This window comes from Pseudomyxococcus flavus (assembly GCF_050038885.1).
Classification (GTDB): Bacteria; Myxococcota; Myxococcia; order Myxococcales; family Myxococcaceae; genus Myxococcus; species Myxococcus flavus.
This window is the reverse complement of the sequence record NZ_CP143624.1, coordinates 2,661,630-2,684,248: the sequence shown is the minus strand read 5'-3', so window position 1 is coordinate 2,684,248 and position 22,619 is coordinate 2,661,630. Positions and strand designations below refer to the sequence as shown.

At 70.4% G+C, this 22,619-nt stretch carries 18 protein-coding genes and 1 pseudogene; 8 read left to right on the top strand and 11 right to left on the bottom strand.

All coding sequences use genetic code 11. From position 1 onward, the window contains the following. Positions 1 to 23: 23 nt before the first annotated feature. The 3 genes from tnpC to VZL07_RS11330 all read left to right on the top strand — a co-directional run bounded on the left by tnpC (position 24) and on the right by VZL07_RS11330 (position 2,802). Positions 24 to 1,544 carry an IS66 family transposase gene (tnpC, locus tag VZL07_RS11340; RefSeq protein WP_426749854.1) on the top strand — a complete coding sequence of 507 codons (1,521 nt, stop codon included), beginning with the start codon at positions 24 to 26 and terminating at the stop codon, positions 1,542 to 1,544. Positions 1,545 to 1,803: 259 nt separating this feature from the next. Continuing rightward, a complete protein-coding gene (locus VZL07_RS11335) occupies positions 1,804 to 2,082 on the top strand; it encodes an ATP-binding protein (protein WP_426755518.1) in 279 nt (92 codons plus the stop codon). 387 nt (positions 2,083 to 2,469) lie between these two features. After that, entirely contained in the window at positions 2,470 to 2,802 is a 333-nt protein-coding gene (locus tag VZL07_RS11330) for a transposase (protein ID WP_426755517.1), read from the top strand. Here the strand turns inward: VZL07_RS11330 and VZL07_RS11325 are convergent. The 6 genes from VZL07_RS11325 to VZL07_RS11300 form a co-directional block, all read right to left on the bottom strand. Further along, positions 2,799 to 4,922, bottom strand: a complete 2,124-nt coding sequence (locus tag VZL07_RS11325; RefSeq protein WP_426755516.1) for a TonB-dependent receptor domain-containing protein — start codon at positions 4,920 to 4,922, stop codon at positions 2,799 to 2,801. The genes VZL07_RS11330 and VZL07_RS11325 overlap by 4 nt on opposite strands. 333 nt (positions 4,923 to 5,255) lie before the next feature. Then, positions 5,256 to 5,768: a hypothetical protein gene (locus tag VZL07_RS11320; RefSeq protein ID WP_426755515.1), complete on the bottom strand. Its 513-nt coding sequence runs from the start codon at positions 5,766 to 5,768 to the stop codon at positions 5,256 to 5,258. A 57-nt stretch (positions 5,769 to 5,825) separates the two neighbouring features. Further along, on the bottom strand, positions 5,826 to 6,596 hold the full coding sequence (locus VZL07_RS11315) for an SDR family NAD(P)-dependent oxidoreductase (protein ID WP_426755514.1): 771 nt from the start codon (positions 6,594 to 6,596) through the stop codon (positions 5,826 to 5,828). 186 nt (positions 6,597 to 6,782) lie between these two features. Then, positions 6,783 to 8,372, bottom strand: coding sequence for a glucose-6-phosphate isomerase (locus tag VZL07_RS11310; RefSeq protein WP_426755513.1), 1,590 nt, complete (start codon positions 8,370 to 8,372; stop codon positions 6,783 to 6,785). A 130-nt stretch (positions 8,373 to 8,502) separates the two neighbouring features. Continuing rightward, the gene (locus VZL07_RS11305; RefSeq protein ID WP_426755512.1) at positions 8,503 to 9,408 is read right to left on the bottom strand and encodes a sterol desaturase family protein; all 906 of its coding nucleotides are present in this window, start codon (positions 9,406 to 9,408) and stop codon (positions 8,503 to 8,505) included. Between the two features lie 24 nt (positions 9,409 to 9,432). Next, complete coding sequence (locus VZL07_RS11300) at positions 9,433 to 10,098, bottom strand: TetR/AcrR family transcriptional regulator (protein ID WP_426755511.1); 666 nt, start codon at positions 10,096 to 10,098, stop codon at positions 9,433 to 9,435. 220 nt (positions 10,099 to 10,318) lie between these two features. Here VZL07_RS11300 and VZL07_RS11295 point away from each other — a divergent pair. Further along, positions 10,319 to 10,894: pseudogene (locus VZL07_RS11295) on the top strand (M23 family metallopeptidase); the annotation flags it as partial. Between the two features lie 177 nt (positions 10,895 to 11,071). Here VZL07_RS11295 and VZL07_RS11290 read toward each other — a convergent pair. Both VZL07_RS11290 and VZL07_RS11285 read right to left on the bottom strand, forming a co-directional pair. Continuing rightward, a complete protein-coding gene (locus tag VZL07_RS11290) occupies positions 11,072 to 12,769 on the bottom strand; it encodes a GTPase (RefSeq protein WP_426755510.1) in 1,698 nt (565 codons plus the stop codon). 128 nt (positions 12,770 to 12,897) lie between these two features. After that, entirely contained in the window at positions 12,898 to 13,044 is a 147-nt protein-coding gene (locus tag VZL07_RS11285) for a hypothetical protein (protein ID WP_426755509.1), read from the bottom strand. A 256-nt stretch (positions 13,045 to 13,300) separates the two neighbouring features. On the opposite strand from VZL07_RS11285, the gene VZL07_RS11280 reads away from it, so the two are divergent. Together VZL07_RS11280 and VZL07_RS11275 are read left to right on the top strand one after the other, a co-directional pair. Continuing rightward, positions 13,301 to 14,197 carry a dimethylarginine dimethylaminohydrolase family protein gene (locus VZL07_RS11280; RefSeq protein WP_426755508.1) on the top strand — a complete coding sequence of 299 codons (897 nt, stop codon included), beginning with the start codon at positions 13,301 to 13,303 and terminating at the stop codon, positions 14,195 to 14,197. Further along, the gene (locus VZL07_RS11275) at positions 14,184 to 14,990 is read left to right on the top strand and encodes a hypothetical protein (protein WP_426755507.1); all 807 of its coding nucleotides are present in this window, start codon (positions 14,184 to 14,186) and stop codon (positions 14,988 to 14,990) included. Before VZL07_RS11280 ends, VZL07_RS11275 begins: the two co-directional genes overlap by 14 nt. A gap of 7 nt (positions 14,991 to 14,997) precedes the next feature. On the opposite strand, the gene VZL07_RS11270 is transcribed toward VZL07_RS11275, so the two are convergent. Beyond that, positions 14,998 to 15,651: an MBL fold metallo-hydrolase gene (locus VZL07_RS11270; RefSeq protein WP_426755506.1), complete on the bottom strand. Its 654-nt coding sequence runs from the start codon at positions 15,649 to 15,651 to the stop codon at positions 14,998 to 15,000. Positions 15,652 to 15,812: 161 nt separating this feature from the next. Between VZL07_RS11270 and VZL07_RS11265 the strand changes: the two genes are divergently transcribed. Further along, positions 15,813 to 17,684 carry a lipase maturation factor family protein gene (locus tag VZL07_RS11265; protein WP_426755505.1) on the top strand — a complete coding sequence of 624 codons (1,872 nt, stop codon included), beginning with the start codon at positions 15,813 to 15,815 and terminating at the stop codon, positions 17,682 to 17,684. Between the two features lie 200 nt (positions 17,685 to 17,884). Next, on the top strand, positions 17,885 to 18,634 hold the full coding sequence (locus VZL07_RS11260) for an Ig-like domain-containing protein (RefSeq protein ID WP_426755504.1): 750 nt from the start codon (positions 17,885 to 17,887) through the stop codon (positions 18,632 to 18,634). 155 nt (positions 18,635 to 18,789) lie between these two features. Here the strand turns inward: VZL07_RS11260 and traB are convergent, their stop codons facing one another. Both traB and traA read right to left on the bottom strand, forming a co-directional pair. Then, positions 18,790 to 20,421 carry an outer membrane exchange protein TraB gene (traB, locus tag VZL07_RS11255; protein ID WP_426755503.1) on the bottom strand — a complete coding sequence of 544 codons (1,632 nt, stop codon included), beginning with the start codon at positions 20,419 to 20,421 and terminating at the stop codon, positions 18,790 to 18,792. After that, complete coding sequence (gene traA / locus VZL07_RS11250) at positions 20,418 to 22,535, bottom strand: outer membrane exchange protein TraA (protein ID WP_426755502.1); 2,118 nt, start codon at positions 22,533 to 22,535, stop codon at positions 20,418 to 20,420. Before traA ends, traB begins: the two co-directional genes overlap by 4 nt. Positions 22,536 to 22,619 lie beyond the last annotated feature (84 nt).

The window sequence follows — 22,619 nt, the reverse complement described above, 5'->3', positions numbered from 1 at the left end:
CGGCGGCAGCGTGTTGAGGCTGCGTGCCGCGCGAGCTCCCTCAAGACCACTTCTGCCCCTGGCGCGAGGAAGCCGAGGAGCTCAAGGCCGAGGTGAGCCGCATCGGCGGAGAGGTAGACGCGCTCAAGGGGCAGCTAGCGGCCCTGCAGCGCCACGTCTTCGGCCGCAGGGCGGAGAAATTGCCCACGGTAGCCGCTGAGCTGCGAGGGGACGCGGACTCGACGGCGGCGCGGGCCGAGGCCGCGATGAAGAAGCGCCAGGAGAGGGCGGCCCGGAAAGCCGAGCAGGCGCCTGCGCGGGAGATTCGTCACGCGGTGCCAGCCGAGGAGCGCCACTGCCCTGCTTGCGGCGGCGAGGACCTGAAGCCGCTGGGCAAGGGGCGTGCCTCGGTGCTGTACGAGTATGTGCCCGCGCGTTTCGAGAAGCAGGTGCACGTGCAGGAGGTGCTGGCGTGCACGTGCGGCCGGGGCGTCGTCACCGCGCCGCCTCCGGCCCGGGTGGTGGACAGGGGCGAGTACGGCCCCGGCTTCCTGGCGCACGTGGTGACGTCGAAGTGCGCCGATGCCATGCCGCTGCACCGGCTGGCCCAAAGAGTCGAGAGAAGCGGCGTACCCATGAGCCGCAGCACCCTGACGGACCTCTTCCACCAGGCCGCCTCGGTGCTGCTGCCTCTCTCCCAGCACCTCTTGCAATGCATTGCGTCCGCGGACGTGGTGTGGGCGGACGAGACGCCGCTGCGCGTGCTGGACGTGAAGAAGACGCGGCTGGGCTACCTCTGGACTTTCCTCACCCAGAATGAGGAAGGCCAGTGGCTCATCGGCTACCGCTTCAGCATGGGGCGCGCCAGCAAGACGCCGAAGGAAGTCCTGGGCGGCACCGCGGGCGCCCTCGTGGTGGACGCATACACCGGCTACAACGCGGTAACGCTGCCCCAGGGCCGAGTCCGTGTCGGGTGCTGGGCCCACGTGCGTCGCCGCTTCTTCGACGCGCTGGCCACCGCCCCCGAGGCGCGTGAGGCCCTGGACTTCATCCTCGAGCTCTACCGGGTGGAAGCCCAGGTGCGTGAGGCTGACGTGGTGCGCACCGCGGCCCATCGCGAACTGCGCCAGTTACACAGCGCCCCCGTCCTCGCCAGGCTGCGCACCTGGCTCGAAGTCCAGGCGCCGCGTCACCCGCCCAAGAGTCCACTGGGCCAAGCCATTTCCTACGCGCTGAAGCAGTGGGAGGCCCTCACCCGCTTCATCGAGAATGAGCGCCTGCCCCTCGACAACAACCGCTCGGAGGCGGCGCTAAGAAAGGCGGCCCTGGGCCGTAAGAACTTTCTTTTTGTCGGCCACGAAACCGCGGGCGAAAACCTCGCGGGCCTCTACGCGCTGGTGGCCACCTGCGAGGCCAATGGCGTCAACCCCGAGGCGTACCTCGCGGACGTCTTGCTCCGCGTGCAGTCGCACCCCAACTCGCGCATCAGTGAGCTGCTGCCCCACGAGTGGAAACGGCGACGCGCCGCCGACCCGCCCGACTCACTCGTCCAGTCCCACGCCTGAACAGCCCGCTCATCGCGGCGCCGCCGAACACGGTCCGCGTCCGCCCGCAACCCCTCGCGCCACGTCACTGGCCGGACGGTTACCGTGAACACGCGAGGATGCACGGGATGACTGGCCGGGTAGGTGCTCAACTCACCTACTGACCGAGTTTCTTCCAACCGTTGCTTGGGTGAACTGACCGCCGCCTCATCTTCCCCGGTACGCGATCCGCTTGGCCGCCCCCGGGAAGATCCGCTTGGCCGCCCCTGCTACGAACAGCTTGGGTGACCCGACCGCGATCCATTACCCCGGCCCGTCACACAGGAACGCGGACCTGCTCTTCCAGGTGGTGTCACGCAGGTATGAGAAGAAGCCGATTGTCCTGACGACGAACCTCCCGTTCTCGGAGTGGACCACCATCTTCCCCAATGCCGCGTGCGCCATCGCGCTCATTGACCGCGTCATCCACCACGCGAGCATCATTAGCATTGAGGGTGACAGCTACCGTCGACGCGTGGCCGAGGAGTCTCGCGCCGAGCGTAAGGCCAAGAAGAGCTGAACGCCTCAGTTACCCACAGACCACCAGGCCCCGCTCTCCCGCTCCGCCTCCCGGCGGTCCGGGGGCGGGGCCGCGCTGCTTCCGATGACCAGATTTCCGCGCTCCGCGATGACCACCAACACCTTCGAAGGCTTCTGCCATCCGCAACCATTCCGGCTTCGACATGCTCGCCAGGGTCCACGGCGTCGACGCCTCACTCAACGCCTCTCAGCACGGCGTTGGCCGGACGCTTACCGTCATCCTGAGCGATGGAGCCGCCACACGCGAGACTGGACACCGGCAGGCCCTGTGCGCCTCAACCCCTCCCCGAACCCCCACCCCGGCCGTGCAGGAGTTGAAGCGCATCGGTTGAACTCTCTCACGCGACAACTACCTTGACGCTCACCGGTGATCGACAACCTCAGCACCCACTCCTGCCGCGCCCTGGAGGTACGATATGGGAGGCGAGCAGGTCGTCGACTCTGGCGCCGCTTCACGGTGCATTTCACGCCCGTGCATGGCAGTTGGCTCAATCAGGCAGAGGTAGAGATTTCTCTACTTTCTCGTCAGTGCCTGGGCAAGCGTCGAATCCCCACCCTCGACAAGCTCGACCGGGAAACTGACGCATGGGAGGGGTGGGCCAACCGCCAGCGGCTGCGAATCCGCTGGCGATTCACTGTCCCAAAGGCCCGGGCAAGGTTCGGCTACGACCCGCCAGAATTCACCCGGTCAGAGGATTAGAACCGCGCGTTCACGCCCGCGTAGAGGGTGCGGCCGCGCTCCTGGAACACGTAGCCTTCCTCGTCCTCGGTGCGGGTGTTGGCGATGTTGAGCACGCCCGCGTTGACGCCGAAGTTCTTGCTGATGTCGTAGCTGGCGCCCGCGTCGAAGAGGGCGTAGGCCTCCACCTCTTCGGTGCCGCCGAGCTGCGTGCCGACGTACTGGCCGCGCACGAAGGCCTTGAGCCCGGTGAGGGGCATCACGTCGACCTGACCGTTGAGGGTGTGCTTGGGCCGGTTGGGGAGCTGCACGTCGTTGTCCAGGTCGCGGCTCTCCAGGAAGGTGTAGTTCGCGCTGAGGCGCACCACGTTGCTGAAGGACTTGCTCGCCGTCGCCTCGACGCCCCGCAAGCGCGCGCGGTTGACGTTGCGCGGCACGTACAGGGGCAGGCCCGTCTCCGGGTCGGTGCCCACCGGCTCCACGCCCGTGCCACGCGGCGTGTCGATGAGGTTGCGGATGTTGTTCTGGAAGACGGTCGCCGACAGGCCCCACGAGGACATGGTCCAGTTGGCGGACACCTCGAAGTTGGTGCTCTTCTCCGGGTCCAGGTCCGGGTTGCCGATGATGCCGCAGCGACCACGGCAGCTCGTCACCAGGGACTCCGTGCTGAGCTGGCGCAGGGTGGGCGCCTTGAAGCCCGTGCCGACACCCGCCTTCAGCGTCAGGTGCTGAATCGGCGAGTAGACGGCGTAGGCGCGCGGCGTGAGGTTGAGCCCGAAGTTCTCGTGGTTGTCCAGGCGCGCGCCCAGCAGCAGGGTGAGGTTGTCCAGGAGGGACAGCTCGTCCTGCGCGTAGACCGCCTGCTGGTGCACGCTGGCGCCGCCGCTGGTGAACTCGTCCGACTCGAGGTCAATCCAGCGCGCCTCGCCGCCCACCGTCAGCGTGTTGATGCCCAGGTACGCGGTGGCGTTGGCCTCCGCGACGATGTTGTTCTGGGTGAGGCCGTCGACGCCGGTGTCCAGTCCTTCCCAGTAGCCGCGGACCTCGGAGTTACCCCAGTCCCACTTGCCCTTGTGGCCGAGCACCGCGTCGTTGCGGTGGACCACCGCGTCCGCGTCGCCGTAGGAGCCGCCGATGTAGTACTCGCCGATGCGGTTCTGGTACGCGCGGCCGTACTCGGCGGTAATCGTCTGCTGCGAGGTGGGCGTCCAGTTCAGCGACAGGCGGCCGTTGTGGTCGTTGCGGCCCTCGATGGTGGCCAGGTCGCCGTAGTTGACGACGCTGCCGTCGTCGCGCGTGAGCGGCACACCGTCCGCGTTGAGCACGGGCGAGCCCGGGTTCGTCGCGCCGTTCCACGCCTGGCGGTGGTTGAAGCCGCCCGTAATCTTCATGGAGAGCGTGTCCTTGATGAGCGGACCGCTCAGGAAGACGCTGGAGCGGAGCTCCTCGCCGTTGGCGCCCACGGTGGGCGTCTGCGCCTTCAGGTCGATGCCGCCCGTCCACTTGGGGGCAATCGGCTTGGTGATGATGTTGATGACGCCGCCCAGCGCCTCGGAGCCGTAGAGCGAGGACATGGCGCCGCGGACCACCTCGATGCGCTCGATGCCTTCGGTGGGGATGAGGCCGATGTCGAAGTCGTTGTGGCGGAAGACCGCCTCCATCGAGTTCACGCGCTTGCCGTCGATCAGGATGAGCGTGTAGCTCGAATCCATGCCGCGGATGCTGATGCCGCGGCGGCCCTGGCTGCCGGCTGTCAGGCTGATGCCGGGCGCCAGGCGGATGGCGTCCGTCAAGTCACCCACGGGCGCCCGCTTCAGGTCCTCCTGCGTCACCACCGTGACGGAGGCGGGCGCGGACGCCGCGTCCTGCTCGGTGCGGGTCGCCGTCACCACGACGGGGGCCATCTGGAAGACGTCGTCCCCGAGCGTCGTGTCCTCCCCCTCCGCTGCCGTCGCCTCGGCCTGCTCACCCTGCTGAGCGGCGGCCTCCGAGCCCGGTGGAGGCGGCGGCGTGGCCGCGTCCTGCGCCCAGGCGGGCGTCATGGTCAGCAGCAGGGCCGAGCCCATCCACTTCCAGCTCACGGAGAGCCGGGGGCCACGGGAAGGCGAGGGGGAAACGTCATCACGATGAACGGCGCGCAAGGTCCTTCTCCTCATGTGCGTGTCTGAACTTCGGAGCTCCCCCCTCCCGCTGCCGCTCGAGGCGTCCGCGGGTCGTGAATCGAGCAAGGCTCCGCCATCGCCGCGAAGCGCGACGGCGGGGACATCCGCTAGCAAGGCAGGTCTGGCTCCCGGGACTCCTGAGCGCTCCGCACGCTCGAGGACTCACTGGGTGTCAGTTGTGACTTTGCTAATCAGTCTCAATGGCGCGGCACTTTCGTCGTGGCCCGTGTCTCTGTCAACGCGCGGAAGGCGTAATCTTCTACACGTGGCGTAGAAGTCGCCTTCACGGCGGATGCGCCGGAAACGGGTGAATCAGCTCGGGGTGGGCCAGACGGCGCGGGGCGCTTCGTCGTCCTTGGCGAGCAGGAGGGTGGCGCCCTCGAGCAGGTCCTCGGAGTCCAGCGCCTCCACGGCGGTGCGCACGCCCGCGTGGGCGTCCATCACCCGGCAATAGACGCGGAGCCAAGGCGCCTGGAGCTCGCCGCCTTCGACCTCGCCGTTGCCCGTCCAGCCGAGCGCGTCCGTGAGCAGCTCCTCCACCGCGACGCGCTTCTCCACGTCGTGGCCGGAGCCCTTGCCCTCGATGGCGTACTGGACGATGAGCGTCATCATCTCGGCGGGGTCGGGCTCGTCGTAGCCCTGCTCCACCAGCGGGCCGGCCGCCTCGGCGATGACCATGTCCGGGTCTTCGTCCGGGGGGAGGGGGAGCTGGTGGTCCTCGCCCGTCTCGCCCACGAGGCCCTGGTGCACGGTGACGGCGCCGTCGTGCACCCACGCCTCCCAGTAGCGGAGCCGGTCGCCTTCCTTCTTGTAGAGCTTCAGCACGCGTCGAGTCTCATGCGGAGGGCCCCTGCATAGCACGGAGCGCGGAGGCCGTTCGGCTCAGAAGGCACGGCCCTGGCCCCCGTCCACGGGCAGGGTGGCGCCTGTCACCCAGCGTGCGCGCTCGGAGCAGAGGAAGACGACCACGTCCGCCACTTCCTCGGGGGTGCCGAAGCGGCCCCAGGGCAGCTCGTCACGCACCAGCTTCGCCACCTTCTCCGGGTCCGCCTTCTGGCGTTTGTCCCAGCTCCCGCCGGGAAAGAGGATGGAGCCGGGGGCCACGCCGTTGACGCGGATGCGGTACTGCGCGAGGTCCACCGCCATCTCCTTGGTGAGCGCGGTGATGCCCGCCTTGGCGGTGGTGTAGGGCGCGCTGGTGGCGTACTCGCGGCCGTAGATGGAGTTGAGGTGGACGATGCAGCCGCCGCCCCTCTCGCGCATGACCTCCACGGCGCGCTGGCTGCACCACACCGCGGACAGGAGGTTGCGGTCCAGGACGCGGGTCCACTGCTCGGCCGTGGCCGAGTGGAAGGCGCCCGCGCCGCCGCTGCCGCCCACGTTGTTGACCAGGATGTCCAGCGTGCCGAAGGCGCGCACGGCGGCGTCGACCGCGGCCACCGCGCCGGCCTGGGTGGCCACGTCCGCCACCACGGTGGCGACCTGGGCGCCCTCGGCGCGAAGCTGCGCGGCGGTGGCCTCCAGGGCCTCCTCGCCGCGCGCGCTGAGGCACACCCGCACGCCCTCACGGGCCAGCGTCGTCGCGATGGCCCGGCCAATGCCCTGGCTGCTGCCGGTGACGAGGGCCGCCTTTCCCTTGAGCTCCAGGTCCATGGGTGGACGTTCTACAGCGTCCGCGCACGCCCCGGGCATCTCATGAGGCCCGGGCGTTGAGTCCTGTGCGGAGGGCTGGCCACGAGGCGTGGCCCTCCGCTCTCCACAGGTCCCCCTGGCCTCGGTGTTTACGGAGCCGAGGCGCCGCGGCCCGGTGTCGTGGCCGCGGGCCCCGGTGACAGGCGCCTACTTCGCCCGGAAGCGCGCCTGCGCCGGGTTGGCCGCCTCGGTGCGCTCCACGCCACGGTCTGGATTGGCGGCCAGATGCTGCAGCACTTTGAACACCGTCTCCACCTCGTCCGGCAGGCCGATGTCCGCGGCGAGCTGCTCGGCGGTGCGTGCCTCCGCACGGGCCTCTCGCAGGCGCGCGGTCAGCTTGCGCTGGAGCTCCAGCACCGCGCCCGCGGCCTTCTTGCCCGCCTCCACGCCCGGCTGGTGGTACGCGTTGATGTGCACCAGCGTGGCGTAGAAGCCCACCGCCCGCTCGTACAGGGCAATCAGCGCGCCCAGCGTGCGCGCGCTCACGTCCGGCACGGTGAGGGTGAGCGACTCGCGGTCCTTCTCGTAGAGCGCGCGCCGCGTCCCCAGCAGGAAGCCCAGCAGGTAGTCCCCGCTGGTGACGCCGGGCTCGACCTCCAGCGAGCCGCCGTCCCGGTCCTTCAGCACCTCGATGAAGGTGACGAAGAAGTTGAGCACCCCCTCGCGCAGCTGCTGCACGTAGGCGTGCTGGTCCGTGGAGCCCTTGTTGCCATAGACGGCGATGCCCTGGTTCACCACCTGGCCGTCCAGGTCCGTCTCCTTGCCCAGCGACTCCATGACGAGCTGCTGGAGGTAGCGCGACATCAGCAGCAGCCGGTCCTTGTACGGCAGGATGACCATGTCCTTGTGGCCCCGGCCGTCACCGGCGTAGTGCCACATCAGCGCCAGCAGCGCGGCCGGGTTCTTCAGCGCGTCCCGCTGCCGCGTCGCCGCGTCCATCTCCCGCGCGCCGCGCAGCAGCGCGTCGATGTCCAGGCCCTGCAGCCGCGCGGGCAGCAGGCCCACCGCCGACGTCACCGACGTGCGCCCGCCAACCCAGTCCCACATGGGGAAGGTGCGCAGCCAGCCCTGCTTCTTCGCGTGGTTGTCGAGCTCGCTGCCCTCGCCGGTGACGGCCACCGCGTGCTTGCTGAAGTCCAGGCCCCGCGCCGTGTAGCCGCGCTCGGCCTCCAGCATGCCGTTGCGCGTCTCCTTGGTGCCGCCGGACTTGCTGATGACCACGGTGAGCGTCTCGGACAGCCGCTCTCCGAGCTGCGCCAGCACCCGGTCGAAGCCGTCCGGGTCCGTGTTGTCGAAGAAGGACACCTGCATCGGGTCCTTCGCCGTGCCCAGCGCGTCCGCGACCAGCTGCGGCCCCAGCGCCGAGCCGCCGATGCCCACCAGCAGCACGTGCGTGAAGCGCGGCGCCTTCTGCGGCTTCACCCGGCCGTCATGCACGTCCTTCGAGAACGCGTGGATGGCGGCCACCGTGTCGGTGATGTCCTTCTGGAGCGCGGGCTCGGGCGCCAGCTCCGGCGCGCGCAGCCAGTAGTGGCCCACCTTGCGCTTCTCGTCCGGGTTGGAGATGGCGCCCTTCTCCAGGGCCTCCATCGAGTCGAAGGCCTCCTCCATCCGGGGGCGCATCCGCTCCAGGTAGTCCGCGGGGAATCGCATGCGCGAGACGTCGAGCGTGAAGTCCAGGCCCGGGACGACGCACAGATAACGCTGGTACCGCTCCCACAGTTCTCGCTCGGTCATGGCTCCTCCTGGCAGATGTCTCTCGGGGACGAAGTGCCGGGTGGCTTAGCGCCTCCGTGCGCGGGTGGGAAGCCGGACGCGAGTGTCGATGCGCGTCCACGCCGCCGCGGGCCGCCGGGTGCTCAACACCTCACACGGAAGGACGGGCCGCTTCGGCAGGCGGCTGCGCCCCCGAGGGCCGGGGTTCCGCCGGAGGCGCGGGCTTCCAGGCCGGGTTGCGGAAGATGTAGCTCAGGCGCTGCTTCAGCGGTCCGGGCCTGGCGGCGTCGCGCGCGATGGCCGCGAACTCGTGGAAGGCGATGCGCACGGGATTGAACGTGTCCAGGTTCTTCGTCAGCCCGTACACGGGGCGCTCGCCCTCCGGCTCGAAGGTGCCGAAGAGCCGGTCCCAGATGATGAGGATGCCCGCGTAGTTCTTGTCGAGGTAGCGCGGGTTGGATGCATGGTGCACCCGGTGGTGTGACGGCGTGTTCAGCACCCACTCCAGCGGGCGCGGCAGCCGACCGATGGTCTCGGTGTGAATCCAGTACTGGTAGAGCAGGCTGATGGACTGCTGCGCGACAATCATCACCGGGTGGAAGCCGAGCAGCGCCAGCGGTGCCCAGAAGAGGAAGCTGGTGGGCGGCGTCCACGTCTGCCGAAGCGCCGTGGAGAGGTTGTAGTGCTGGCTGGAGTGGTGCACCACGTGGGACGCCCAGAAGAAGCGGCTCTCGTGGTGGACGCGGTGGAAGGCGTAGTAGCAGAGGTCCTCGGCGAAGAAGAGCAGCACCCAGGCCAGCACGCCGGTGCCCATGCGCAGCGGCGTGAGGTGGTAGAGCGCCAGGTAGCCGGCGAAGGCCACGCCCTTCCACACGACGTTGATGGCCACGTTGCCCAGCCCCATGGAGAGGCTGGCCGCCGTGTCCTTCCAGGTGTGGCCCACCAGGGGACGGCCCTCGTCCCGCAGCTTCTTCACCCAGAGCGCCTCGGCAATCACCGTGATGACGAACACGGGAATGGCGAGGGTGATGAGGTCGGGGATGTGGGGTGCGTCCATGGTGGGACCTCCGTGGCTAGGGGCTCATGCACGTGTGCGGCGGCGAGGCCTCCCCAGCGAGGGAAGGAAGGCGTTGCGCATGAAATGGGTGAGCGCATCCAGCATGCGCCGGTGCGCCGGGTCGTTCGGACGGGCGCTGCCTCCCACCGCGGCGCCCTGCACCGCGTCCAGCGCCAGCTCGACGACGGAGTCGAAGTCCGGGTGCTCGGCGGCCTCGGGGAACAGCTCACGCGCCACGCGGTGCAGGTTCTCCCGGTGCGGCCCGTCCACCGCTGCCAGGGCGACGCGCAGCTCCGCGTCCGTGCGCGCCGCGACGTAGAGCTCGATGGCGGCCTGCAGCTCCGGACGCTGGAAGACGGCCCACAACATGTCCACGGCGGCCGCGATGCGGTCCCTGCCCGACGGCCGGGCGCCCACGCCGGCCAGGTAGTCCTGGATGAGCCGCGGGAAGAGGTGCTCCACCGCCGCGGCGAGCAGCTCCTCCTTCGTATCGAAGTGCGTGAAGAGCGCGCCCTGTGACAGGCCCGCCCGCTTCGACACCTCCACCGTCGTCAGGCGGGCGTAGCCCTGCTCCACCAGCGTTTCGATGGTGGCGTCCAGCAGCTTGCGGCGCGTCGTCTCCCGGCGCTCCTGCTGCGTGCGGCGGGCAGGGCGGGCCGGCCCGTCGGATGGGGTGTTCTTCGCGGCCATTCACCCCGGAGGATAATCCTGAACTTAGTGAGTGACCAGTCACTTTGTTGGATTCAGGGGTGGATGATCCGCACAAGGGCGCGGGGCGTCCCCTGTGCACGTACACGGAGACGCTCCGGCGGAAGTGGGGCCCCGAAAATCTTCTGAAGTCCGGCTGCGCAGCGGGCGAGGGGACAGGGGCCTGGCTGGCGCGCACGCGGTTTTCCTCTGGGACTCGGGTATGAAGCCCATCAGGAGGGTGGGCGTGCCGAGGCCCTCCGCGTCGTCCAGCAGGCAGTCACCGGAAAAATGCGCAGGGAAATACCCGCGCCACTTGCCTCCGTTTCCGCCCCGCCCCGATATGAACCTTTCAGCCCTTCTTCTCGGTTCTCTCCTGGCTTCGGCCCCCGCGACTCCTTCCCCGTCCACCCCCGCTGAGGGCGACGTGCCCGAGGTGGGCGTCCCCTTCGCCTGTGGCCGCATCTACACGGTGAGCCAGGGGCACGACACGGGAAGCCACCAGCACAACGACACCCATGCCTGGGACTTCCGCATGCCGGATGGCACGCCCATCGTCGCCGCGCGCGACGGCACGGTGCGCCTGGCGCGGGGTGACAGCACCCAGGGCGGCTGCGGCGAGCAGTACGCGAAGCACGCCAACTACGTCGTCATCTCGCATGGCGACGGGCTGGAGACGCAGTACCTCCACTTCAGCGCGGTGGTGGTGAAGCCGGGCGACGTCGTGAAGGAAGGGCAGCTCATCGGCTTCTCCGGCTCCACGGGCTGGGCCTGTGGCGCGCACCTGCACTTCAAGGTGGCGCGTGAAGGCGGCAAGGGTTGGAACAACCCGTCCGTCCCCGCGCGCATCGCCGGCTACGGCGACCCGGTGCGCGACACCCGCGTGGCCGCGCCCCTCTGCAAGGACAACGGCATGCAGGCGCTCATGGCCAGCAACGGCGGCACCCACACGCCGGGCCAGCCGGTGGTGTCCATGTCACCGGAGGTCCAGCAGGCGCTGCGCGGCCTCCCGCCCGGGGCGCAGAGCATCCTCGACGGCCTCTCCCAGCCGCCCGCCCAGGGTGGCCAGGGCCTCAACGAAGCGCGCACGTCCGGCGGTACCCGCACGGCGAGCGGCCCCAGCGAGACTCGCTGAGGCCAGCAGCGCGCCCGCTCCGGCGAGCAGCGCGAAGAGGGCCCCCGCGTTGACGAAGTAGTCCAGCGGCAACAGGGGGCCTTCCACGTAGGCCCGCACCACGCGGTAGCCCACGTGTCCCAGCAGGGCCAGCAGCGGCAGGTTGATGAGCGGCAGCACCAGCCAGCGCGCGGTGCGCCACCATCCCGCCACCGCCTCCGCGACGCCCGTGGTGGCCGTGTAGCGCCACGCTCCCGCGCGCGCCACGCGCACCTCCTCCAGCAGCGAGTCCACGTCGGGCACGCCCAGCAGCGCGGGGTCCAGTCCACCCGCGCGCGCCACGCTGCGCGCCTCCGCCAGCGCGGTGCGCGCCGCGGACTCGGCGCTGAAGTCGTCCTCGAAGGGCTCCACCACCGCGGACTCGGCGGCCCGCGCGCGCGTATGTCCGCGCACCGCGTCCACCACGGTGGAGGCCGCCGCCACCGCCAGCCCCGCGGGCAGGCTGCGCCGCCCCACCAGCGCCGCCGCGCCCAGCCCGCTCGCGCCCCAGAGGGACAGCCGCAGTCCCCACGCCGCGGGGCCCCAGAAGCGGCCTCCGGCCTGCCGGCGCACCTCCGCCGCGAGGTGGCCGTGCGCCAATCTCAGCCGCGTATCGAAGTCCGCGCGCAGCCCTTCCGCGGCCTTCTCCAGGCCCGAGTCCAGCGCGGTGCGCGTGCGCGACAGCAGGGCCTCCGTCTCCTTCAGGGCGCCTTCCACGCGCGTGTGCACCTCTTCCAGCGCGCCCAGCGCGTTCGTCTTGCGCACGCGCGTGGCCACGGCCTGGGTGGCCAGCCCGCGCAGGTGGAAGAGGAGCGCGCCGAACTCACCGGACACGTCGCGGCCGTCCTTCGCCGCCAGCGCGCTGATGGCGAAGACGGGCACATCCTCCTGGGCCAGGCCGTACTGCTCGGACGCCACCTGGCGCACCTGCGCCTTGAGCGTGTCGCGCGAGCCGGCGGACAGCTCGTCCGCGAAGTTGAGGATGAAGACGAGCGCGCGCCGGCGGGCGAACTCCGTCAGGAACTCCACCTGGGAGGCTTCCGCCACGCTGCCGCGGTGCATGACGACGAGCGCGACGTCCGCGCGCTCCAGCGCCGCGCGGGCCACGTCGCGGTGGGTGGTGGCCACGCTGTTGAGGTCCGGCGTGTCGATGAAGACCTGTCCGCCCCACAGGCCCTGGGGGCCGGGCGCGTAGGTCACCACCCGCGCGCCGGAGCCCGCCAGCGCATCGGTGGGTGTGCCCTCGGGCGCGAACACGGTGGAGGCGGTGCTGGTGGGCCGGTTGACGCCTTCGCGCGACAGGGCCTGCCCCGCCAGCGCGTTGAGGAGGGTGGACTTGCCCGCGCCGGTGGCGCCCACCAGGGCCACGGTCAGCGGTGCGTCCTTGCGTGCCACGCCCCGGGCATAGTCATCCACGAGCCGCTCCAGGCGCGCGGCATGTGGCCGCAGCGCGGGCAGCGCCAGGGCGGTCTTCAGCAGGGAACGCAGGGCTTCGGGTTCGGGGAGGCTCGTCTCGTCCACGTGTGGGGACAGCCTGTCCCGGCTTCGCCCGGGTGGCCACGAAGAAGATGCGGGGAGGGTGCGCCAGCGTGCACTTCCCGGCGGGAGCCGTGCATGTGGCTCCCGCCGGGGCACTGCATGGCGGGCCGCTAGCAGCCGCCGCCGACTTCTTCACCACAGGCCGTCGTGGTCAGCACCGCGCTCGCGGAAGCCGGCTTCGAGGGACCGCCCTGGCCGCGGGCCAGGTCCTGCACGAACAGCTCCTTCACCTGGTGGACCTTCGTCTTGGTGTTCATGGTGCTCTCCGTGTGGGGCAGGGGGGAATCGTTCAGCGGGTGCCCCGACATCGCCGCGGAACGGAGCCGTGAATGTAGCGACTACACGCGAGAGAGGAACGGCCTGCTGCGTCAGGTTGGATGCCGACGGAAAGTTCCTTCGGCAGGCGTGCGCTGGAGCCATCGGTGCCCTACCGGGAAGGTACGGCGGCGTCCGGGAATGCGGCGCGGGCCGATTGGCGGCACAGGTGCCCGGGGGAGTAGAAGCGGGAGCACGATGGACCTCTTCCTCATGTCGCCTCCGGGGCGCGCGTGGGCCCTGCGCGGGCGGAGCAACTTCCGAAGTCGCGAGGCCCCTCCCGTGGACGCGCGTCAGGCCCGGCGGGAATGGCTGGCGCTGGCCCGGGAAATCGAGGCGCGCGGCGGCACGGTGGTCGCGCTGCCGTCTCCCTCCGAGCTGCTGACGGGAATGCCCTATGCCGCCGAATGTGGTCAGGTGGTGCCGCGGCCGGGCGCCGCTCCGCTGTTCATCCTGCCCCGGATGATGAGCGCGCACCGGCAGACGGAGCGTGAGCACTGGGCGCCCCTGGCCCGGGCGATGGGCATGGAGGTGGTGGACCCGGGAGTCGGCATCTGGGAGGCGCACGGCGACGTGGCCACCTTCGACGGCGTCACGCTGCTGTTCTGGGGCGGGCGCACGACGCTCGATGGCCTGGAGGCCGCCGCGCGCTACTTCCCGGGCGAGGTGCTGCGCGTGCAGGTTCGCGAGCCCGCCTTCCACGGCAACATGGCCGTGCTCCCATTGCCTGCCGTGGACCGGCTGATGGTGTGCCCGGAGGTGATGTCCGCGGAGTCCCATGCGCTGCTGCGCGAGCGCTTCGGCGAGCAGCGCCTGCTCATCGTCACGGAGGAGGAGATTCGCCGCTACGCCACCAACGGCCTCCCGGTGGGGCGCGACGTGCTGGCGCCCTCGGTGGTGCCGCGGCCGGTGCGCGAGCGGCTGGAGGCGCTGGGCCTGCGCGTGGTGCCGCTCACCATGCGGGAGCTGTGTGAGAAGGGCGGCGGTTCCTCGCGCTGCCTCGTGTCGCGCGCCGAGGTGGACGCGTCGGCCGTGACGATTCCGGAGGCGTTCCGGTTGTCCGCGGTCGCGAGGGACATCGATGCCGATGGGTGACGCGGACACGCTGTCGCGCCAGGCGGAGGCGTTCCTCTCGGCGAACCCCGGCGTGTCCCTGGTGGCGCTGGGCTCCGGCGAGCACGCGGGCGCGTTGGACCTGTGTCCCCTGGGCGTGCCGGTGACGCTCCTGCCCGCGGAGCGGAACGCGGACCTGGCGATGCAGTACCTGAGGTTGAACCAGCTGGCCTTCGGGGGCATCGGCGTGCCGCGCTGGGTGATGTCCGACCTGTACCTGCTGCCGGGGGCCATCGGCCTGCTGCGCTGTCCGGCGCGGCTGTTGCCAGCGCCTGTCCAGGAGCGGCTGGGACTGGCTGGCGAGGACCCCGCGATTGGCGCGGCCTACTACGCGGCGCCCTCGGTGACGCCGGGGCTGTTCATCGGCGTGTCGTTGTTGAGCGTGCTGCCCGGCACGGGCGCCTCGGCGTGGGTGAAGGCGCTCACGCTGCGCATGCTGCGCGCGCGGCGCCTGCGGGGCGTGGCCCAGTGGGACAACCCCAGCCTCCGCGTCCACTCGCGCCTGGGGCCGCTGCGCCTGGTGGGGCGCGTGCCCGGTGGGCATGAGTATGGCGAGCGCTCCTTCGTCTACGAGTCGGAGCTGACGGACGTCTCGCGCCTGGGGAACGCCATGGCGCGGCGGCTGTCGTTGACGCCCACGCTTCGCGTCCCCGCGACCGACCTGCCCGCGCTGAGCGCGCTGCTCGACCGCGCGGAGGCGGGCGAGGTGCTGCACCTGGTCCCTCCGGGCCTGGCGGCGGGACAGGTGCTGGTGCGGGAAGGGTCGCTCGACTGACGAGAGGTCAGGGGGCGGGCGCCGCGGGAGACTCCATGTCCTCTTCGAGTGCTCGCCGTAGCGCGCTGGCGCCATCGCGGACGATGGGCTCCCCGTGGGCGAAGCACAGCGTCTCCACGGGGAGGTGGTCCAGGATGCGTTGGACGCTGTGACGGGTGCGCAGCGGTTCGTCCTGGTACTCGCTGGGGACGAACTCCGGCGTGCCCCCGTCCTCGTGCGTGAGCAGGTCGGAGATGAAGGCGACGCCTCGCGGGTGCTGCTGCATCCACAGCGTGTACATGGCTTCGGTGGGCCCCGGCGTGTGGAATGGCATGAGCCCCGCGGGCAGCGTGTCGCCCGCGACGTAGAAGAAGTCCGGCTGCTCCTCCAGCGTCAGCGCGCCTTCGGGGGCCCACACGGGGACCTTGAAGGCCTTGCGCAGCCGCCAGGCGGAGCGCTGGTGGTTGCCGGCCGTCAGGACGATGGCGGAGATGTTCCCCAGCTTGCGCAGCGCCGCTTCGTCGATGGGGAGCGGGTCGACGAGGACGACGGCCCCGTCCGAGTCCACCACGGCGTACGCGTCGCTGCGCGCACCGCCGATGCGGTCGTCCGAGAGGGTCCAATGGTGGACGCCGGGCACCACCTCGCTCGTCCGCTTCGCCTTCCCCTTGGGCTCGCTCATGCGGAGAAAGCTAGGCACCCCCAGGCGGCGTCATGGGGCAGGGAGAGAGGCCACGGCCCGCATGCCCCTCTGCTTCCACGGCGGGCGCCCGAGCGGGAGGGGGCGGCGCCAGGGCGACGGCACAACGTACTCGCATGATGGCGCGAATCCCCCGTGGCGTGATGTCCAAGCCCCTGGTGCTCTATGACGGTGACTGTGCGTTCTGCCGGCGCTGGGCGGCTCGCTGGCGCTGGCGGACCGAGGGCCGCGTCCGCTACCGGGCGGGCAGGTGGTGGCGCCGCTGGCTGCTGGGCATTCCCAAGGCGGACATGCAGAAGGCCATGCAACTCGTGGAGCCCTCCGGCCGGGTGTCGCGTGGGGCGGAAGCGCTCTTTCGCGCCCTCTCGGCCTCGCCGCGTCGTGGAACCCGTGTGGCCGCGAGGCTGGGATTGCTCCCCGGCGTGTTGCAGCTGTCTCAGGGCGTCTACGCGGTGGTGGCCCGAAATCGCCGCCACGCGGCGCGGGTGGACCGCTGGGTCTTCGGCCGCGCGGTGGTGCCGCACGAGTACCGCGTCGTGCGCTGGGCCTTCCTGAGACTGCTGGGTGGCACGTTCCTGATTGCCTTCAGCTCCCTGGGGCGGCAGGTGCTGGGGCTGTACGGCTCGCGAGGTCTCCGACCCGTCGCGGAGCGACTGGACGCGGAGCGCGGCGAGGAGCCCTCCGCGCTGGCGCGCTGGCGCCGCATCCCCACCCTGTTGTGGCTGGACGCATCGGACGCCGCGCTGGTGCGCGGATGCCGGGCGGGGCAGGTGTTGTCCCTGGCGCTGCTCTTCAACGTGGCGCCTCGGCTCAGCGTGGCGCTGCTGTGGTCGCTGTACCTTTCCTATGTGACCGTGGGGCGTGAGTTCCTCTCCTTCCAGTGGGATGTGCTGCTGCTGGAGATGGGACTGCTGGCGGCGCTCACCGCGCCCGGAGGCCTGCGTCCTGGCATCGGGCGCGATGCGCCCTCCGCGCTGGACGTGTTCCTCTTCCGGCTGTTGGTGTTCCGCCTCTACTTCGGCTCGGGCATCAGCAAGCTCCAGTCGGGGGACCGCACCTGGCGCGAGTTGACCGCGTGCCAGCATTACTACGAGACGGCGCCCCTGCCCACGCGAGGCGGCTGGTACGCCCATCACCTGCCGCGGCGGCTCCAGCGCGCCTCCACGGCGGCGGTGCTCGGCCTGGAGACGGCCGTGCCCTTCCTGGCATTCGGGCCCCGGCGGTTGCGACAGGTCGCCTTCTGGAGCCTGGGCGGACTGCAGGCCGCCATCGTCGCCACGGGCAACTACGGGTTCTTCAACGTCCAGGCGTGGGTGCTGGGGCTGTGGTTGCTGGACGATGCGTCGCTGCGGCGCGTGCTGCCGCTGCGAGAAGGTCCTCCCGCCCAGCCGAGGCCGTGGTGGCGCACGGGGTTGTCCGCGCCGTTGCTGGTGCTGGGCGCGTCCGAGGTCCTCCAACGCTTCGAGAGGTGGCAGCGGTACCAGCCCGAGCGAGTCGGGACGTGGATGGCGTGGCTGGAGTCCCAGGCGCGCCCGCTGCGCTCGGTGAACCCCTACGGCCTCTTCAGCGTGATGACGGTGCAGCGGCCGGAAATCCTCGTGGAGGGCTCCGAGGACGGGGAGCACTGGAAGGAATACCGGTTCCGCTACAAGGTGGGGGCCCTGGACCGGCCGCCCCGGCAGGTGGCTCCCCACCAGCCGCGCCTGGACTGGCAGATGTGGTTCGCGGCGCTGGGCTCGCCGCCGGCGTGGTTCATCGCGTTCCTGGCCCGGCTGCTGGAGGGCTCGCCGGAGCTGCTGGGCCTGCTGGCAGGCAACCCCTTCCCGGGGCGGCCGCCGAAGCACGTGCGCGCGGTGCTCTACGACTACCGGATGACGGACCTGGACGAGCGACGACGCACGGGGGTGTGGTGGAAGCGCGAGCGGTTGGGGCTCTATGTACCGCCCCTGTCCCTGGCTCCTGGTCCGCGCTCGCTGGGGCGCGCTCCGTCCTTGCAGTGGTCCGGTGAGGCCTGAGACGGGCAGGAGGGAGCGGGCGTGCGGCCTCGAACGCTCGCGCCCCCTTTTCCCACCCCCGCCACGGTGTGGCGCTAGTATGGCGGTTCCCCACCCCATTTCGCCGTCGTGAAGCCGTGAAGACGCTGCGCACTCCTTTTTGCCCCCTCCTTGTCGCTGTCATCGGGCTGCTGAGCGCCTGCGGGCCCACGCCCACCACCATGAAGCTGGAGCCGCTGGAGACGAAGTACCTCCGTACTCCGGGGCAGACGGTGAAGCTGGAGTACGAGGTCTACGACGCCGATGGCCAGCGCATGTCCGAGCCGAAGCTGCGGTGGACGAGCTCCGCGCCGGACGTGGCGCAGGTCCAGGACGGCATCCTGACGGTGCGCAAGTCGGGGAAGACGACCATCGGCGCCACGGGCGGGAAGGTGCGCGCGGCGCTGCCGCTGGAGCTGACCATCCTCAACTCGCTCGACGTGCGCGCGCCGGGCTCGGACTTCCTCGAGGTGGGCCGCGTCATCAAGCTGCGCGTGGTGGCCAGGAACGAGCAGGGCGCGTCGCTGTCGGACGCGATGCCCACGTTCACCACGTCCGACGAGACGGTGGCGCGCGTGGAGGACGGGCAGCTCATCGCGGTGCGCCCGGGGAAGGCCACGCTGAGCGCCACGCTGGGGCACCTCAGCCGTCATATCGCGGTGCAGGTGGTGCCCGCGGACTTCGCGCGCCTGGGGCTCAACCTCACGCACCATGCCTTCCAGCGGCGAGGGCAGTCCGTGCAGCTCCAGGCGCGAGCCTTCAACCGCAGCGGCGCGGTGCTGGACACGGTGCCGCTGGAGTACTTCACGTCGGACCCCGCCGTGGTGTCCGTGTCGCCCGAAGGGCGCGTGACGGCGGTGGGGTCCGGGCGGGCCGTGGTGTCCGTCGTCGCCGGGCGTCGCCGGACGGCGGCGGAGTTCGTTGTTCCGTAGTGGCGTCCTGCCGCGGTGCCGGATGGCGACTGAGCTCGTCGTTCCGTAGTGGCGTCTTGCCGCGGTGCTGGATGGCGACTGAACTCGTTGTTCCGTAGCGCCGTTCCGCGGAACGCGGCCGCCCAGGGTAGCGGCCGCGCCTGCCCTCAGCGCTCCTACGGCTTGGGCGTGGCGGGCGCCTTCGACTTCGCCTTGGGCGTGGCCGGGGCCTTCCGGGTGGGACGCTTGCGCTTCTTCTCGTCCGCGTCCTCCGGGCAGGGCGGACGCGGCCCGTCGCTCGGCGGCTGGATGGTGAAGTCGACGCGGCGGTTGAGCGCCATGCCCTCTTCCGTCGAGTTGTCGGCCAGCGGTCGGGAGCGGCCGAAGCCCTGCGAGCACAGGCGCTCGGCGGCCACGCCGCTCTCCACCAGGAAGCGAACCACGCTGGCCGCGCGCCGACGCGACAGGTCCAGGTTGTACGCGTCGCTCGCGCGCGAGTCGGTGTGACCCTCCACGAGCACCCGGTCGACCTCGGGGTTCTCGTTCATCACCCGAGCGACCTCCTCCAGGATGGGGAAGGACTCGGAGAGGATGATGTCCTGGTCGGTGGCGAAGTTGAGCTGCTCCAGGATGACAATCCGGTTCCCGTCACGCCGCGCCAGCGGGCACCCGTCCTTGCCGCGGCTGCCCGCGGGCTGGTCCGGGCACTTGTCGAGCCGGTCAACGACGCCGTCGCTGTCCTGGTCCGTGTCCGGGCAGCCCATGTTGGCCACGGGACCGGGCACGTCGGGGCACGCGTCCGCCTCGCCGATGACGCTGTCGCCATCCGGGTCGACAGGGGGCGGCAGGGGCTCGGGCGGCTCCTTGAAGCGCTCCAGGGCCTCCCACTCCCGCGTCTTCGCCGGAATCCACAGGATGGACGTGAAGAAGCTCAGCGTGGGCGAGGAGATGGAGCAGCCGCATCCCATGCCGCCGCCGAACGTGAAGTTGAGGCCGGTGGAGCTGTACCAGCGCAGGCCGATGAGCAGCTCCGCGGGCACCTGCCGGGGCTCATCGGGCAGCTTCGTCAGCGCCACCGCGCCATGCACCATGCCCACCGCGGTGACGCCGCTGCCCCGGAGGATGGGGACCTCGGCGCCCACGCCGAACGGCATCATGTCGCCCACGGACACGTTGCTGAAGACGCGGTCTGGGCGCTTCCAGAAGCCGCCGTTGAGCGCCAGGAGGATGCCGTTCTCGAAGCGGTAGTCCAGCACCAGGCTGGGCGCCCACGTCAGCTCACCGTCACCGGCGAACGCCTCCTGGACACCGGTGGGGAAGCTCACGTTGAGCGTCACCGCGCCGCCCCAGCCCTTGCCCTCGGCGGGCCGGCGCAGGCCGGGGATGGCCACCTTGCCCGTGAGGCGCAGGTCACCGAAGACGAAGCTCTCGACGCTGCCCTCGGTGCCGATGACCTCCAGGTTGTCTCCGCCCTGCGCGAGGATGAGCGGCATGTCCACGCCCACCTCGGCCCAGTCGAAGAGGCCGACAGAGGCCATGACGTCCAGCTGGAGCCGGTTGCCGACCAGGCTGATCTTGCTCAGGTCGCCGCCCTCGGGAATCAGCGACAGCGGGTTCAGCGAGTAGCTGAAGTACGGCCCGGCCGAGACGGACAGGTGCGACAGCGGGCGGGACTGCGTCACCACCACCAGGTCCTGGGGCGCGCCGGAGGGCCGGAAGAGCTGCACGTTGAAGCGCGCATCTGGCTGGGCGGCGGCGGTGGTGGACAGCCCCAGCGCCAGGAGGAAGAGCAGGTGCGAGGGCTTCATCGAGCAGGGCGGCGGTTGCGAAGGAACATGAGGGCCGCGGTGAGCAGCAGCAGGATGGTGGTGCTGCCGGCGGGCGTGGCGTCGGCGGTGGTGCCGCAGCACAGGGCGCCACCTTGGGGCTCGGTGCCGGGCTTGCGGCGGCCCCGCTCGCACTCCAGCGTCTTCGCGGAGCAGTGCTCCACGCCGAGGCAGTCGCCGCTGTCGGCGCAGGAGGTGGAGCAGGTGTTGGTGGCCACGTCACAGGTGCCGCCGCAAGGGCAGTGGGCGTCCGCGAAGCACTCCACGCAGGCGGTGCCGTTGCAGACGGTGCCCTCGTCGCACGTCACGGCGCAGGCGCCGCTGTTCTCGCAGGTGCGGGTGGTGGGATTGCACACGCCACTGCCGCAGTCCGCGTCATCGCGGCAGCCCACGCAGGTGCTGCCCTGCACGGTGCCGTTGGAGAGGCAGAAGGGCGTGTCGCCCTCGCAGGCGCCGCAGCGCGGGCCACAGTGCCGGTTCGTGGTGCAGGAGGCGCATTCACCGCTGAGGCAGAACTCGCCGTCTCCGCACTCCAGATCGTTCCGGCACTCCACGCACACCTGTCCGTCCAGGCAGTAGGGGCGCTCGCCCGGGCACTTCACGCAGCCGGGGCCGCAGCTGTCCGCGGTGTTGCATGAAGGCACGCTGTCCACGCAGCGACCGTTGAGGGTGTCGCACTGCTGGCCTTCGCCGCACTGGCTGCTGGTGGTGCACTCGACGCAGGTCGGAGGCGCGCCGGGCGCAAGCGCCGCGCACTGGGTGCCATTGGGGCAGCAGTTGCAGGAGCTGCCCGCGCAGGAGTCATTGGTCGCGCAGGGGGAGCACTCGTTGTTGGAGCAGGACTCGCCCTGCGGGCAGTGGGAGTCTTGCGTGCATTCACGGCACTCGTGGACGTCGGTGGCGCAGACCTCGCCGTTGCTGCAGTGGCTGTCGTCGTTGCACTCGACGCAGGTGTTCGTGGTGAGGTCGCACGCACCGGTGGGGCAGTCGCTGTCCTCGTTGCAGCCTGTGCACTGATTCGTCTCGAGGTCGCAGCGGCCGTTCGGGCACTGCCCGTCCTCCACGCACTGGACGCACTGGGTGCGGCCGTTGATGTTGGCGCAGTGGGGTGTGGACTCGCCGCAGGGGGAGCAGGCTTCGCCGCAGAAGAGCGAGGAGTCGCAGGGCGCACAGAGGGCGGCGGCGTTGCAGTGGTAGAAGGGGCCGCAGCCGCCGTTGCCCTGGGGGGCCGCATTGCCACGGTTGCACTGCTCACAGCGGTCGGGCTGCCCGGGGAAGGACGGCAGGCCGTTCTCCGTGTGGAAGAACTGCGCGGGCTTGAGCAACTCGAACCCGGAGGTGAACAGGTTGATGACAGGAGGCTGGTTCGCTGCGCGCTCGAAGTCCGTGAAGGGGCCCGTCTCCATGGACAGCTCCAGCGCGGCGTGCTCGGTCACCTGCGAGTAGAGCATCTCCACGGCATAGAGGCCGGGCTGGGGGAAGGTGACGCTGTTCGTCGTCCGCCAGGTCGCGGCACCAAGCACTGGGGGGCGGTTGATGACTTGATAGCCCTGGCTCCGGTCGTAGATGACGAGGCTGATGCCATCGTCCGCGTAGAAGCCGAAATGGATGGGCCGCTCCGCGAGGTCGGCGGTGACGTTGATGTACCCACGGAACCGGGACACGAATGGTGTGAAGGCGTCGTTGTCCTCGATGATGTTGAAGGTGCAGCCGCCCACGGAACAGCCCGGTGCCACGACCTGACTGACGAAGTCGCCGTAGCTCAGCGTGCGTCCATCATCGAGGTTGTTGGACAGATCGAACTCGGTCCGCAGCACCGTCGTGACACGGGTCTCCTGGCTGGCGAGCTCCTCGATGAAGCCGTTGATGGTGTCGATGTACGTGCCGCGCGTCTGCGGGAACTCGTTTGTGGGGCGCGTCCAGACGTTGGACGCCACGCACAGGCCTTGCCCATCACCGGTAATCGCGGGCGCGATCGGAGGGCCTTGGATGATGACATCGGGGAGCTTCTGCTGGCCCAGGGCGGGCGACGCCGCGAGGCACACGGACAGCACGACGAGCGCGGCGCGCGCGATGCGGGACAATGGCGATTTCAAGGCCCCGCGAGCATCTCCAATATCTCCGACATAGGCAACGATTCGGCAGCGTGCGGATTTCCTCTAGGTCTCAACGTCCCAGGT

What these genes read in the sequence shown, in the direction of transcription:
- VZL07_RS11315 (WP_426755514.1), bottom strand. Translation starts at nt 6,596, where the DNA reads ATGGACCTGGAGCTCAAGGGAAAGGCGGCCCTCGTCACCGGCAGCAGC.
- VZL07_RS11310 (WP_426755513.1), bottom strand. Translation starts at nt 8,372, where the DNA reads ATGACCGAGCGAGAACTGTGGGAGCGGTACCAGCGTTATCTGTGCGTC.
- VZL07_RS11305 (WP_426755512.1), bottom strand. Translation starts at nt 9,408, where the DNA reads ATGGACGCACCCCACATCCCCGACCTCATCACCCTCGCCATTCCCGTG.
- VZL07_RS11300 (WP_426755511.1), bottom strand. Translation starts at nt 10,098, where the DNA reads ATGGCCGCGAAGAACACCCCATCCGACGGGCCGGCCCGCCCTGCCCGC.
- VZL07_RS11285 (WP_426755509.1), bottom strand. Translation starts at nt 13,044, where the DNA reads ATGAACACCAAGACGAAGGTCCACCAGGTGAAGGAGCTGTTCGTGCAG.
- VZL07_RS11280 (WP_426755508.1), top strand. Translation starts at nt 13,301, where the DNA reads ATGGACCTCTTCCTCATGTCGCCTCCGGGGCGCGCGTGGGCCCTGCGC.
- VZL07_RS11275 (WP_426755507.1), top strand. Translation starts at nt 14,184, where the DNA reads ATGCCGATGGGTGACGCGGACACGCTGTCGCGCCAGGCGGAGGCGTTC.
- VZL07_RS11270 (WP_426755506.1), bottom strand. Translation starts at nt 15,651, where the DNA reads ATGAGCGAGCCCAAGGGGAAGGCGAAGCGGACGAGCGAGGTGGTGCCC.
- VZL07_RS11265 (WP_426755505.1), top strand. Translation starts at nt 15,813, where the DNA reads ATGTCCAAGCCCCTGGTGCTCTATGACGGTGACTGTGCGTTCTGCCGG.
- VZL07_RS11260 (WP_426755504.1), top strand. Translation starts at nt 17,885, where the DNA reads ATGAAGCTGGAGCCGCTGGAGACGAAGTACCTCCGTACTCCGGGGCAG.
- traB (WP_426755503.1), bottom strand. Translation starts at nt 20,421, where the DNA reads ATGAAGCCCTCGCACCTGCTCTTCCTCCTGGCGCTGGGGCTGTCCACC.